The organism is Wolbachia endosymbiont (group A) of Trypoxylon clavicerum (assembly GCF_947251665.1).
GTDB classification, from domain to species: Bacteria; Pseudomonadota; Alphaproteobacteria; order Rickettsiales; family Anaplasmataceae; genus Wolbachia; species Wolbachia pipientis.
On the sequence record NZ_OX366374.1, the window covers coordinates 1,059,862 to 1,073,286 of the forward strand.

General features: G+C 35.3%; 15 protein-coding genes and 1 pseudogene. 8 read left to right on the top strand and 8 right to left on the bottom strand.

Features of this window, described 5'->3' with window-relative positions:
- Positions 1 to 315: 315 nt before the first annotated feature.
- The 3 genes from OPR60_RS05490 to def form a co-directional block, all read right to left on the bottom strand.
- Positions 316 to 1,068, bottom strand: a complete 753-nt coding sequence (locus tag OPR60_RS05490) for an IS5 family transposase (protein WP_265039632.1) — start codon at positions 1,066 to 1,068, stop codon at positions 316 to 318.
- 746 nt (positions 1,069 to 1,814) lie between these two features.
- Positions 1,815 to 2,615, bottom strand: coding sequence for a uracil-DNA glycosylase (locus OPR60_RS05495; RefSeq protein WP_065094804.1), 801 nt, complete (start codon positions 2,613 to 2,615; stop codon positions 1,815 to 1,817).
- Complete coding sequence (gene def / locus OPR60_RS05500; RefSeq protein WP_265040187.1) at positions 2,605 to 3,144, bottom strand: peptide deformylase; 540 nt, start codon at positions 3,142 to 3,144, stop codon at positions 2,605 to 2,607. Before def ends, OPR60_RS05495 begins: the two co-directional genes overlap by 11 nt.
- Positions 3,145 to 3,282: 138 nt before the next feature.
- Between def and ftsA the strand changes: the two genes are divergently transcribed.
- The 3 genes from ftsA (at position 3,283) to OPR60_RS05515 (ending at position 5,999) form a co-directional block, all read left to right on the top strand.
- Positions 3,283 to 4,521: a cell division protein FtsA gene (gene ftsA / locus OPR60_RS05505; protein ID WP_265040188.1), complete on the top strand. Its 1,239-nt coding sequence runs from the start codon at positions 3,283 to 3,285 to the stop codon at positions 4,519 to 4,521.
- 41 nt (positions 4,522 to 4,562) lie between these two features.
- On the top strand, positions 4,563 to 4,808 hold the full coding sequence (locus OPR60_RS05510) for a nucleoside triphosphate pyrophosphohydrolase family protein (RefSeq protein WP_065094807.1): 246 nt from the start codon (positions 4,563 to 4,565) through the stop codon (positions 4,806 to 4,808).
- Positions 4,809 to 4,952: 144 nt separating this feature from the next.
- Positions 4,953 to 5,999 (top strand): IS110 family RNA-guided transposase, encoded by a 1,047-nt coding sequence (locus OPR60_RS05515; protein WP_265040191.1) that lies wholly within the window; start codon positions 4,953 to 4,955, stop codon positions 5,997 to 5,999.
- Here the strand turns inward: OPR60_RS05515 and OPR60_RS05520 are convergent.
- The 3 genes from OPR60_RS05520 to OPR60_RS05530 all read right to left on the bottom strand — a co-directional run bounded on the left by OPR60_RS05520 (position 5,965) and on the right by OPR60_RS05530 (position 7,788).
- Positions 5,965 to 6,717, bottom strand: coding sequence for an IS5 family transposase (locus tag OPR60_RS05520; RefSeq protein ID WP_265040107.1), 753 nt, complete (start codon positions 6,715 to 6,717; stop codon positions 5,965 to 5,967). The genes OPR60_RS05515 and OPR60_RS05520 overlap by 35 nt on opposite strands.
- Before the next feature lie 100 nt (positions 6,718 to 6,817).
- On the bottom strand, positions 6,818 to 7,570 hold the full coding sequence (locus OPR60_RS05525; protein WP_265039632.1) for an IS5 family transposase: 753 nt from the start codon (positions 7,568 to 7,570) through the stop codon (positions 6,818 to 6,820).
- 26 nt (positions 7,571 to 7,596) lie between these two features.
- Entirely contained in the window at positions 7,597 to 7,788 is a 192-nt protein-coding gene (locus OPR60_RS05530) for a hypothetical protein (protein WP_265040192.1), read from the bottom strand.
- A 16-nt stretch (positions 7,789 to 7,804) separates the two neighbouring features.
- Here OPR60_RS05530 and OPR60_RS05535 point away from each other — a divergent pair, with 16 nt between their 5' ends.
- Together OPR60_RS05535 and map are read left to right on the top strand one after the other, a co-directional pair.
- A complete protein-coding gene (locus OPR60_RS05535) occupies positions 7,805 to 8,059 on the top strand; it encodes a nucleoside triphosphate pyrophosphohydrolase family protein (protein ID WP_265040193.1) in 255 nt (84 codons plus the stop codon).
- Between the two features lie 150 nt (positions 8,060 to 8,209).
- Positions 8,210 to 8,992, top strand: coding sequence for a type I methionyl aminopeptidase (gene map / locus OPR60_RS05540; RefSeq protein WP_082941408.1), 783 nt, complete (start codon positions 8,210 to 8,212; stop codon positions 8,990 to 8,992).
- Positions 8,993 to 9,011: 19 nt separating this feature from the next.
- On the opposite strand, the pseudogene OPR60_RS05545 reads toward map, so the two are convergent.
- Positions 9,012 to 9,683 (bottom strand): annotated as a pseudogene (locus OPR60_RS05545) (MFS transporter); the annotation flags it as partial.
- An 81-nt stretch (positions 9,684 to 9,764) separates the two neighbouring features.
- Here OPR60_RS05545 and OPR60_RS05550 point away from each other — a divergent pair.
- The 3 genes from OPR60_RS05550 to OPR60_RS05560 are packed head-to-tail and all read left to right on the top strand — an operon-like array spanning position 9,765 to position 12,042.
- Positions 9,765 to 10,262, top strand: a complete 498-nt coding sequence (locus OPR60_RS05550) for an IS5 family transposase (RefSeq protein WP_265040196.1) — start codon at positions 9,765 to 9,767, stop codon at positions 10,260 to 10,262.
- A gap of 42 nt (positions 10,263 to 10,304) precedes the next feature.
- Positions 10,305 to 11,021, top strand: coding sequence for a hypothetical protein (locus OPR60_RS05555; RefSeq protein WP_265040198.1), 717 nt, complete (start codon positions 10,305 to 10,307; stop codon positions 11,019 to 11,021).
- Positions 11,022 to 11,028: 7 nt separating this feature from the next.
- Positions 11,029 to 12,042, top strand: coding sequence for an Mrp/NBP35 family ATP-binding protein (locus OPR60_RS05560; RefSeq protein ID WP_065094974.1), 1,014 nt, complete (start codon positions 11,029 to 11,031; stop codon positions 12,040 to 12,042).
- A 165-nt stretch (positions 12,043 to 12,207) separates the two neighbouring features.
- Here OPR60_RS05560 and OPR60_RS05565 read toward each other — a convergent pair whose 3' ends face one another.
- On the bottom strand, positions 12,208 to 12,960 hold the full coding sequence (locus tag OPR60_RS05565; protein WP_265039672.1) for an IS5 family transposase: 753 nt from the start codon (positions 12,958 to 12,960) through the stop codon (positions 12,208 to 12,210).
- Positions 12,961 to 13,425: the final 465 nt, after the last annotated feature.

Consider the following 13,425-nt stretch of genomic DNA (forward strand, 5'->3'; position numbering starts at 1 on the left):
CGCGAGCTCTACGTCATACCGCGATTTATTCGCGGTATCTCAAAGCATAGATCCCGCTAACACCTTACTATTACCCACAAATAAAAACATAGTATTGTATTTACTCAAATAATTTAATTTTATTAACCTGAAAGCTTATTAGATTAAAATTATTAAACTAAGAGTTATAATTTTAGGCTCTGTGGACAAAAAATATGAAAAGAGAGAAAAAGATGGTAGTTTAGTCTAATAGGTAAAAAATGGAGAAACTACCATATGCAATATTACATCAAAGAGGAAAATTGGAAACAAATTTTAGGCTCTGTGGACAAAATTTTAGAGAAGCCATACAAGAGCTCCAACAAAATTGAGAAAACCAATAAAAACCTCAGCAGTTTTATCAAATCTGGAAAAAATGCGCCTAAAATTTTTAATTTTACCAAAAAAACACTCAATCAAATGACGTTCTTTGTAGATATGCTCATCGTAATACCTTTGCACTTTTCGATTCCGTTTTGGCGGAATAACTACTGTACATCCCTTGTCTTCAAGACTTGTAACAAAGGCATTGCTATCGTAGCCCTTGTCAGCTACTACAGTAGAGTTATAGATACTTTCGGTCAACACTTGTGCCTGCGTAATTTCATTTCTTTGACCAGGAGTCAGAGTAAATTTAAGTGGATTTCCAAGTGCATCGACAAGCGCATGTATTTTAGTTGTAAAGCCACCTTTGCTCCTCCCTAAAGCTTCTTGATCCTTGGAGTTTTTTGTATATCCAGATGAACATGGATGGGCTCGGATGATCGTACCGTCGATTATAGCAACTTCTAAATCAGGCTCTTGTTTAGTATATTCAAGCAATTTTTTCCAGACATCTCTTTCACACCATCTTTTAAATCGCTTATGTATACTCCTGTAATTACCATAAGTTTTTGGTAAAAGTCTCCATTGGCAACCACTTCGCACTATGTACCACACTGCCTCTATGAATATTCTTAAACGTTTTTCATCTTTGCTGTGCATTCCTTTTACGCTTTTTATGAACTCTAAAATTTGTTTCCAATTTTCCTCTTTGATGTAATATTGCATATGGTAGTTTCTCCATTTTTTACCTATTAGGCTAAACTACCATCTTTTTCTCTCTTTTCATATTTTTTGTCCACAGAGCCTAGCAACTAAAAGCTGTAAATTGCACCATATAAACAGTTATTTCAAGCAAAAGTTATGCCATTAAGAGCTATGCAACAAACATTTATATTTGTGGGTAATAGTAAGCGCTAACACGTAGCGGGATGACGGTTGTTGTTTAGCTATAAATATTAAGAAATTTACTAAATAAAAAAAAAGGCAAAAGAAGCCCTGGGGTTATTATCCGCTTTAAAATATTGGCGTTTTTTATGTTTTAAACGCTTGACAAGCGAGATTCAGCCGCTTTTAATTGCAACTAACTTACGCTGCAAATGTTTAAGAAATTTACTAAGCAGAAAAAAAGACAAAGAATCCCCGAGTTAGCTAGTCTTTTACTATCTCTGTCGAGTATTGGCATTTTTTGATGTCTTGTAACGCTTTATAAGCGCGTTCAGCTTATTTAGATAAAAATCTAGATGTAGATGAAGTTTTGTAAAGACATACAGTATCTATATACTGCAAAAAATTAAACATAAGACGCCGATACATTAAGTAATCCTTACCTTTTAATCTGCAGATTGGCGAAAGCAAATACAATAGCTTCAATTTTATGATAAGGGGGCTGGCGGAGTTTGTCAAGGAAGTTTTTTCGTTTCTAACGATTGTTAACATGCTGCAAAAAACTATGCAAGAGGTCTACCACTTTATTAGGTATTTGTGCAGTTATTGGTGTTATCAAGATACTCCCTAATCTTCTTCAAATCCTCCCAGGCTAAACGTTTTTGCATTGGCTGACGCAGTAGGTAAGCTGGGTGAAATATAGCGGCTGTGGTGATTGAATTGGACAAATATTGGTTAGTGTACGTATGAAATCTACCACGCAAATTCGATATAGTTTTTGTGCTGTCAAGAAGGCTATAACACGCAATTCCACCAACTAAAACCAAAATCTGTGGTGAAACTAGTGCAATATGCTTCTCAACAAATGGTCTGCACATATCAAGCTCTAGGTCGGTTGGCTTTCTATTGCCAGGTGGACGCCAAAATACAGTATTGCTTATGTATACCTTAGTGCGATCAAGATTGATTGCATTTAACATTTTATCGAGCAACATTCCACTTGCACCACAAAATGGTATGCCTTGAAGGTCTTCATTTGCCCCTGGAGCTTCACCAACGAGCATAATTTTTGCATTTGGATTACCATCGGAAAAGACAGTATTAGTTGCAGTTTTTTTTATTTCACAACCTTCAAATAATTCAACTGCACTTCTTAATTCATCCACACTACTACATTTACTTGCAAGTTTCCTTGCTTCAATTATCCAGTCACTTGGAAACATGGATTGCTGCTCTTTTTTCTCGACTTCGATTTGGACGGCAGGAGGCTGCACAAGCTTGCTATCTGTCTCCTCTTCTACTTTCTTTTCCTCTTCACCTTCTGTTAGTGTGCAATCAACGCCCACTTCATGGTAAAACTTTAATAATTCTAGGTCTTCATTGCTCATGATACTTTTTAACCTTTTGTGCTTTTTTCATGACCATATCATACTTTAATTTAGATAAATGTCTAATATATAATATGCCGTTTAAGTGATCTAATTCATGCTGAATACACCTTGCAAGCCAACCACTAGCTTTTAGTGTTTGTTCTTCATTATCTAAGTCTTTATATTTCACAGTTAAATACTTTGGACGCTTAATTTCATAGCTTTGCTCTGGAATTGAAAGGCATCCTTCCTTGAGAATTACTTGTTCATCAGATAATTCTGTAATCTCAGGATTAATCATGTAAAATTTGCCAGTCGATTCATACCCTACTGGCTCATTTTCAATTATTTCTAGCTGAATGTCCATAACAAAAACTCTCTTCAGCACCCCAACTTGCACTGCAGCAAGGCCAAGACCTTCTGCATCATACATAGTTTCGAACATGTCGTTTACTAATTCTTTAATTTTATCGTTTATATCTGTTACTTCACTGGCACGTGTGATTAGTCTTTCATCAGGGGCAATTACAATTGGTAATATGGACATAAAAATTATAATTTTATGTTTTGCTTTTCCTTTTGTCCAGAATTTAGTGTATATTAAAATGTTGCTATATCTATAATAGAAATATAAATTATTAAAGAAAGCTACAATTTAAATGAAATTGCGTAATAAGGTTAACTAATGTACTCTGCAGTAATAGCAAAACCAAAGAGAAATGTTTTTGCTGTTTTAGACATAGGTACAACAAAGATTATTTGTCTAATTGTTAAGATAAATGGCAACTTCAGCTATAAAGTAACAGGAACGGGTTATAAGATTGCAGAAGGTGTAAACGGTGGGTCGATAACTAATGTAAAACACGCAAATTACTCCATCTCATCAACTATAGGTTTAGCTGAGCAAGTATCAGAAGAAACCATAGATCAGATATATGTAAACATTGCTGGATGTGGCATCTCATCTTTCAATGTACATAATGAAATTATTGCAGCTAACCATGAGATTTCTGAGCGTGATATAAGACGTGTAGTTTTTCAAACATTTGAGAAATATATTGAAGACAATGTTATCATTCACAATATACCACTAAAATATCACTTGGATGACATGACTGACATAAAAGAAGTTGGTGGATTGTACGGAAAAAGACTATCTGCTGATGTTAATGTTGTCACTGCTTCGCGTCCAGCGCTTACCAATATTGAAAACTGTATTACCAATAATGGTGGATTAAATATGGCGGGTTGTATTGCTTCTGCATATTCTGCAGGTCTTGCGTGTCTCAGTGGAGATGAAAAAGAGCTCGGGACTGCTATTGTTGATATAGGCGGTGGATGCACTGCAATTGGAATTTTCAAAAGAGGGAAACTTGTGTATGCAAGCAGCGTTCCAATTGGTGGTGTTCATATCACTCGAGATATTGCTTACGGGCTATGCACAAGCATAGAACGTGCAGAGTATATAAAAATACTGTATGGTAGCACTATCGTAACTTCAATAGATGAGAATGAGTACATTACAATGCAAAACAATGAAAGTGATGAACCTACTCAAGTATTCAAATCTGAGCTTATTAACATCATAAGACCAAGAGTTGAAGAAATACTTGAAATGGTAAGAGAGCAATTTCAAGAGCAGAAAGATCCAATTAATAAAGTAGTGATCACAGGTGGAACTAGTCAACTCACAAGCATGAAGGAAATTGCAGGCTATATATTCAATAAACAAGTTCGAATTGGGTCCCCTGAGTCTCTCAGTGGCCTTGATGGCGAATATGATAAAAATCCTGTATTTTCTGCTGCTATAGGTTCTATAAAGCTAATAGTTGACACTTTTTATAAAAATAACTCTGGTATGTTAGGACAAGATGGTAAAATGAGTAAGTTGTACCATTGGGTTAAGTCAAAAGTTACAGTTTAATTTTACTGAATGAAATTCTTATATCTATCAAAGGAAACATTATGAATAAAAAACATTGTTTCAAAATTAATAAACTTGTTCGTGATCATACAACTGAAATTACACGTTCCCACGGAATTATTGTTTATGAGAGGGTGATGGAAAAAGATGAATACATTGAATGTCTCAAAGATAAACTTTTAGAAGAAGCAAAGGAGGTTATTGCCTCTTGTATCTTGTCAAAAGCATCTAATGTTTTAAGCTTATGCATTAGATGGAGAAGGGAAGAACTTTGTAAATTGCCCTAGATACAAAATCTGTGTTTTAGAAAAGAGCTCCCTTCTCAAAAGTAGAGGCTGGACGGTATCGTAGAAAGACCTAAATGGTTCTAATTCTGTATTCACAAGGTTAGCCTTACTTTTCATTTTAAATGGTAACGTATGAGGTTATATATGATCAACAACTTTTTAGGTATAGACATATCAAAAGATCGCTTTGATATTTTTCTCTCATTTATAAGTAAAAAAGGAAAACGTGAAACTAGGAAAAGGAGCTTTAAGAACGATGATCATGGGTTTCAAGGTCTGCTGAGCTTTCTACAAAAACATAATATAGAACAAGTAAAAGCCTGCATGGAAGCTACTGGTTGTTATAGTGAAGCTCTGGCTGAATTTCTACACAATGCTGGACATTTTGTTAGTGTTGTAAATCCTTATTGTATTAAGTCTTATGCAAGGAGTAAGCTTGTACGACAAAAGAATGACCAGATTGATGCAGAGATTATTGCAGGTTATTGCCAAAGACAGGAACCAACTCGCTGGACACCACCTTCTTCTGAAAAGAAAAAATTAAAGCATCTTTATCGTTGCTCAGCTGCATTAAAAGATGGATTAACATTCGTAAATAATCATTTAGAAAAGAAGGAGAGACTGCCTGAAGAAGTTGCAAATGCTTGGGAAAACCTTGCAGTGAACATAGAACAATCAATAGAAACAATAAAAAACTCCATACGTGAACTATTAAAACAGCACAAAGAGTTGTTGGAAAACTTTCAACTCTTATTGACTATTCCAGGAATAGGAGAGGAATCAGCAATAGCTATTTTAGCTGAAATTCCTGACATAAAAGCTTTTATAAATGCCAGACAATTGGCAGCATATGCTGGAACTATACCACGAAATATAACATCAGGATCATCTGTATATGCCAAGCCCAGATTAAGTAAATCAGGTTCACGAACATTGCGTAAGGCAATATATTTTCCCGCTATAGTAGCTAAAAATCACAACCCTATTATTGTGATTTATTGCAAGAGGTTAAAAGAGAAAGGCAAGCATAATATGGCAATTGTGGGAGCTGCAATGCGTAAGTTACTTCATGTAGTTTTTGGTGTTTTAAGTTCAAAAAAGGCCTTTGATCCAGATCATATCAAGAACTATAGAACTAGGCTCTGTGGACAAAATTTTAGAGAAGCCATACAAGAGCTCCAACAAAATTGAGAAAACCAATAAAAACCTCAGCAGTTTTATCAAATCTGGAAAAAATGCGCCTAAAATTTTTAATTTTACCAAAAAAACACTCAATCAAATGACGTTCTTTGTAGATATGCTCATCGTAATACCTTTGCACTTTTCGATTCCGTTTTGGCGGAATAACTACTGTACATCCCTTGTCTTCAAGACTTGTAACAAAGGCATTGCTATCGTAGCCCTTGTCAGCTACTACAGTAGAGTTATAGATACTTTCGGTCAACACTTGTGCCTGCGTAATTTCATTTCTTTGACCAGGAGTCAGAGTAAATTTAAGTGGATTTTCAAGTGCATCGACAAGCGCATGTATTTTAGTTGTAAAGCCACCTTTGCTCCTCCCTAAAGCTTCTTGATCCTTGGAGTTTTTTGTATATCCAGATGAACATGGATGGGCTCGGATGATCGTACCGTCGATTATAGCAACTTCTAAATCAGGCTCTTGTTTAGTATATTCAAGCAATTTTTTCCAGACATCTCTTTCACACCATCTTTTAAATCGCTTATGTATACTCCTGTAATTACCATAAGTTTTTGGTAAAAGTCTCCATTGGCAACCACTTCGCACTATGTACCACACTGCCTCTATGAATATTCTTAAACGTTTTTCATCTTTGCTGTGCATTCCTTTTACGCTTTTTATGAACTCTAAAATTTGTTTCCAATTTTCCTCTTTGATGTAATATTGCATATGGTAGTTTCTCCATTTTTTACCTATTAGACTAAACTACCATCTTTTTCTCTCTTTTCATATTTTTTGTCCACAGAGCCTAGGCTCTGTGGACAAAATTTTAGAGAAGCCATACAAGAGCTCCAACAAAATTGAGAAAACCAATAAAAACCTCAGCAGTTTTATCAAATCTGGAAAAAATGCGCCTAAAATTTTTAATTTTACCAAAAAAACACTCAATCAAATGACGTTCTTTGTAGATATGCTCATCGTAATACCTTTGCACTTTTCGATTCCGTTTTGGCGGAATAACTACTGTACATCCCTTGTCTTCAAGACTTGTAACAAAGGCATTGCTATCGTAGCCCTTGTCAGCTACTACAGTAGAGTTATAGATACTTTCGGTCAACACTTGTGCCTGCGTAATTTCATTTCTTTGACCAGGAGTCAGAGTAAATTTAAGTGGATTTCCAAGTGCATCGACAAGCGCATGTATTTTAGTTGTAAAGCCACCTTTGCTCCTCCCTAAAGCTTCTTGATCCTTGGAGTTTTTTGTATATCCAGATGAACATGGATGGGCTCGGATGATCGTACCGTCGATTATAGCAACTTCTAAATCAGGCTCTTGTTTAGTATATTCAAGCAATTTTTTCCAGACATCTCTTTCACACCATCTTTTAAATCGCTTATGTATACTCCTGTAATTACCATAAGTTTTTGGTAAAAGTCTCCATTGGCAACCACTTCGCACTATGTACCACACTGCCTCTATGAATATTCTTAAACGTTTTTCATCTTTGCTGTGCATTCCTTTTACGCTTTTTATGAACTCTAAAATTTGTTTCCAATTTTCCTCTTTGATGTAATATTGCATATGGTAGTTTCTCCATTTTTTACCTATTAGGCTAAACTACCATCTTTTTCTCTCTTTTCATATTTTTTGTCCACAGAGCCTAGCTCTATATTTTCTACTCCTTGTCCTATGTTTTGAAGTGACGGCATTACATCAATACATTCAATTACGCTCCAGCGATTCTTTTTGTTATACTTTAAACTTGTTGGAACAAACTTATATGGACCAAAAGATAACATTTTTATATTTTTCTCGTTGACTTACAAGACGGTATCTAAAACCTCAGATGAAAACCTTGAAGAGTTAGCCGATTTACTTGAGGTCATACATGCATTAGGCAAAGAAAGTGGACTATCAATAGAACAAATTGAAGAAAAGCGTATCTCTAAAAAACAAGAGAGAGGTGGTTTTGAGAATCGTATCTACAATACTTATATTGAGGTGAATCCTAAGAGCATCGATTACTATCACAAAAAATCTTCAGATTATCCTGAGATAGTAGTTGTATAGTTCAGATTATTAAATAGACTTCTTGCTTGACCACTTGTCATATAAATGACTTGACACTAGGATCCATAGGGCTTATTTTTATAATATGTAAAATTATTATGTTTATGTACTTGCGAGTAAGCGTACCAATTACAATAAGACATGGAAAATATGAACATAACTATACACTCACAAGAAGATTTTGAATTTATGCGCAAGGCTGGCAGGCTTGCTGCTGAAACTCTTGATTTCATTGCACCATGCGTAAAGGTAGGGGTGACAACCAATGAGTTAAATGATCTATGCCATGACTTTATAATTAATGCAGGTGCAATTCCAGCACCACTAAACTATAGGGGGTATCCAAAATCAATTTGCACTTCAAAAAATGCAGTTGTGTGCCATGGCGTTCCTGATGATAAACCGCTTAAAGATGGAGATATTTTGAATATTGACGTTACGGTGATTTTAAATAGCTGGCATGGTGATACAAGTCGCATGTTTTGGGTTGGCAAGCCATCAATAAAAGCAAAACGTTTGTGTGACGCTACTTATCATGCATTGATGGAAGCAATTAAACAAGTTAAACCCGGCAATAAGTTAAATGAAATAGGGCTCGCTATAGAGAAATATATTAGAGATTTTGGATATTCTATCGTACGCAGCTACTGCGGACATGGTATAGGAAAAGTCTTTCATGCTCCACCAAATGTAGTGCATTTCTATGATCAAGATGAAAATCTTGTCTTGAAGGAAGGTATGTTTTTTACAATAGAGCCAATGATTAATGCTGGAAAACATGAGACTCTGCTCAGTAAACTTGATGACTGGACAGTGACAACACGCGATCTTTCACTTTCTGCTCAATTTGAACATACGCTCGGAGTAACTAAAGATGGTGCTGAAATATTCACATTATCACCTAAAAATTGGCACTTCCCGCCATATAATTAGATTTTTTTGAACTCTGCAACTATTTGGATCTTGAAGAAAGCTCACCCTTAGTTTGCGATATAGCAACTAGCCCAATTAATGCACAGAAAATCATGTAAAAACTAGCTGAAGTCTCTTGTCCTGTAACCTTGATAATTGTTGTGCATATAAATGGTGCAAGGCCACCAAAAAATCCAGCAGTTATATTTCTTGATAAACCAAATCCGCTGTATCGAACCTTTGTTGGAAATAATTCGCACATAAGTGCACTGACAGAACCAAGCGATGCAGCTATTGGAATTATAAAAAGAATGTGTGCCATAAAAGTGAGCAAGTAATCGCCAGTACATAACATTGAAAAAACTGGATAACTTACTATTACAAAAGTTATAAATGCAAACTTCATAACTTTTTCTCTTCCTATCTTATCAGAAAGTATAGCAAATAATATTGTCAATCCTCCGAGCGCAATTTGACTCAGTATTTCCACTATATGATTAAAATGAGTATTTACTGTTAATATTTTATTCGTAAGCACATTGAAAAATACCAAATATATATAGAGAGACGCATTTTCAACCAAGTCAATACCTATTGATATTAGAACAGGCTTTTTGTAATTGTTTAATAACTCTTTTAGTGGCAATTTAGACGGATTTTTCTGTCTTTTATACTCTGGGCTTTCATCAAGTATATATCTCATATATATGCTAGGCTCTGTGGACAAAAAATATGAAAAGAGAGAAAAAGATGGTAGTTTAGCCTAATAGGTAAAAAATGGAGAAACTACCATATGCAATATTACATCAAAGAGGAAAATTGGAAACAAATTTTAGAGTTCATAAAAAGCGTAAAAGGAATGCACAGCAAAGATGAAAAACGTTTAAGAATATTCATAGAGGCAGTGTGGTACATAGTGCGAAGTGGTTGCCAATGGAGACTTTTACCAAAAACTTATGGTAATTACAGGAGTATACATAAGCGATTTAAAAGATGGTGTGAAAGAGATGTCTGGAAAAAATTGCTTGAATATACTAAACAAGAGCCTGATTTAGAAGTTGCTATAATCGACGGTACGATCATCCGAGCCCATCCATGTTCATCTGGATATACAAAAAACTCCAAGGATCAAGAAGCTTTAGGGAGGAGCAAAGGTGGCTTTACAACTAAAATACATGCGCTTGTCGATGCACTTGGAAATCCACTTAAATTTACTCTGACTCCTGGTCAAAGAAATGAAATTACGCAGGCACAAGTGTTGACCGAAAGTATCTATAACTCTACTGGTTGACCTACCTTTCTTTGTTCATTTGCCAGCTTAACAGCTTCCAATTTGAATTCTGCTGTATATTCTCTTACCATTTCTAATCCTCCAAAATTTTATTTTACCCAAAAAAACTCTTTTCTTTCTCTCCACTTTTTCTGGGTAAGGTCAGTCTTTAGGCACCCAAACAAAGGGAAATGCTGGATAAAAAGAAAATACTTTAAAAAGTATAATAACGATAACTGGCGTTTTATGACAAGTAACAAGATACATCTTATTATACACAGTGATCATGATATTAAACGACATATCAAAGTGCAAAAAACCAGATCTCCATATGATGGTGATTGGGTATATTGGGGTAAACGTCTGAGAAAAATACCAGATAAGCCATTAAGAGTAATAAAACTATTGAAGTTACAACAAAGTAAATGTGATAATTGTAGACTATGGTTTAAAAGTGATGATACAATAGAAATACATCACAAAGACCGGAATAGACGAAACAATATGATCAAAAACTTATCTTTGTTACATGGACATTGTCACGATGAATTAGACAGGTTTAGCTGGAATGAAAAAGATTTAGTAGCTTACGAAGAAAGAATAATGGATCTGCGGAAAGAAGAAGGCATCCTCGCTCAAAAACTTGATGAGGGAAAGATTGAAGGAAAGATTGAAGTAGCAAAAAACCTACTTAAGGCTGACATCTCTATTGATATTATCTCTCAGACAACCGGCCTTCCTCAAGCTGAGATTAAACGACTTCAGGAAGAAATCACTTAAAAGGCTAATGATCAACGAAGAAATTGTAAGAGAGAGCTTAAAAAAAGTCGTAGAACAAGAAAGTGGTAAAACTCTTGGTATAATATCCTCAATCATTATTAAAGGTGGGGACGTTGGTTTTGCGCTTGAAGTTGCCGGTAACACGCAAGCAAATGAAGAATTAAGAAGAAATTGTGAGCAAGCTGTTAAAGCTATACCGGGGGTGACAAAAGTGACCGTGGTTGCTACTTGTCAAAAACAAACTGGGCAACAAAAAGCTAAATTACATATCGAAGGAGTGAAAAATATAATCGTTGTGGCCTCTGGTAAAGGCGGTGTGGGCAAGTCCACAGTTGCGCTAAATCTTGCTCTCTCATTAGCAAAGTTAAAACACAAAGTTGCGCTGGTTGATGCAGATATATATGGTCCTTCAATTCCTAAAATGCTTGGCGCTGAAAAATTAAAGCCAAAAATACAGGATAGTAAAGCAATGCCTATAGAAAAGTATGGACTGCATACTATTTCAATTGGCTATTTTATCGATAAAGATCGTGCAGCAATATGGCGCGGACCTATGATTACAAAAGCACTTTATAATCTGCTAATGGGAACAAAATGGTCCGATATAGAGTATTTGATAGTTGATACACCACCTGGAACTGGCGATGTGCATTTAAGTCTTATGGAAAATTTTAACTTAACTGGGGCGATAATAGTTTCAACTCCACAGGAGCTCTCTTTAATCGATGCTCGCAAAATTTATGATATGTTTACAAAGCTCAGCGTACCGGTTATTGGCATTGTAGAAAATATGAGTTATTTCATTCAAAGCGGCTCAAAAATATACATATTTGGAAAAGACGGTGCAAAAAAAATGTCTGAGGAGCTGGGCATCAAACTTCTAGGCAGAGTTCCTCTAGATCCACAAATATGCCATGCTTCTGATTGCGGAAATCCTTTAATGTTAAGTGAGGATTTGGCAAAAATTTATAAAGATATTGCTTTGGAAACAGTAAAACATTGTATAGCTGTAAAATTCTAAAAAAAACACAGCTTTACGCAAAGAGACTTTAAGAATTCGTCTGTCCTCTTTACTATAAAATAGATATTCGTCTATCAAATATTATCTTCAACTTGAATATATTTAAAGATGTTTTGTGTATCATCTAAAAAGTTATTCTTTATATTAGGCTCTGTGGACAAAATTTTAGAGAAGCCATACAAGAGCTCCAACAAAATTGAGAAAACCAATAAAAACCTCAGCAGTTTTATCAAATCTGGAAAAAATGCGCCTAAAATTTTTAATTTTACCAAAAAAACACTCAATCAAATGACGTTCTTTGTAGATATGCTCATCGTAATACCTTTGCACTTTTCGATTCCGTTTTGGCGGAATAACTACTGTACATCCCTTGTCTTCAAGACTTGTAACAAAGGCATTGCTATCGTAGCCCTTGTCAGCTACTACAGTAGAGTTATAGATACTTTCGGTCAACACTTGTGCCTGCGTAATTTCATTTCTTTGACCAGGAGTCAGAGTAAATTTAAGTGGATTTCCAAGTGCATCGACAAGCGCATGTATTTTAGTTGTAAAGCCACCTTTGCTCCTCCCTAAAGCTTCTTGATCCTTGGAGTTTTTTGTATATCCAGATGAACATGGATGGGCTCGGATGATCGTACCGTCGATTATAGCAACTTCTAAATCAGGCTCTTGTTTAGTATATTCAAGCAATTTTTTCCAGACATCTCTTTCACACCATCTTTTAAATCGCTTATGTATACTCCTGTAATTACCATAAGTTTTTGGTAAAAGTCTCCATTGGTAACCACTTCGCACTATGTACCACACTGCCTCTATGAATATTCTTAAACGTTTTTCATCTTTGCTGTGCATTCCTTTTACGCTTTTTATGAACTCTAAAATTTGTTTCCAATTTTCCTCTTTGATGTAATATTGCATATGGTAGTTTCTCCATTTTTTACCTATTAGGCTAAACTACCATCTTTTTCTCTCTTTTCATATTTTTTGTCCACAGAGCCTAATGCAATTTAACATTTTTGCTTTGCAATCTGTAGTCATAAACTAATACCTTTAATAAAATAAGATCTATCTTAGCATGAAGTAATTAACATTTTATTACAGAAGTTTACTTTTAGGTGTTCTCAAGATGATATAGCTAAAGTGGCTTAGGTTTACCGACAATTTGAAAAACCGTCATTCCGCTACTAGTTAGCGGAATCTATACCGCGCACAACTGTACGAACGTTGTAGTTTGGGCCACCAGTGGGCAGTACCCAGACACTGGGATCCAGGAATTTTATTAAGTTGGTAAGCATAAAAGTAGCTGTTTTATGTTAAAATACAACATTTTGATGATTATGAAAAAGCTGGATCCCAGTGTCAAGCACTGGGATGACATCATAG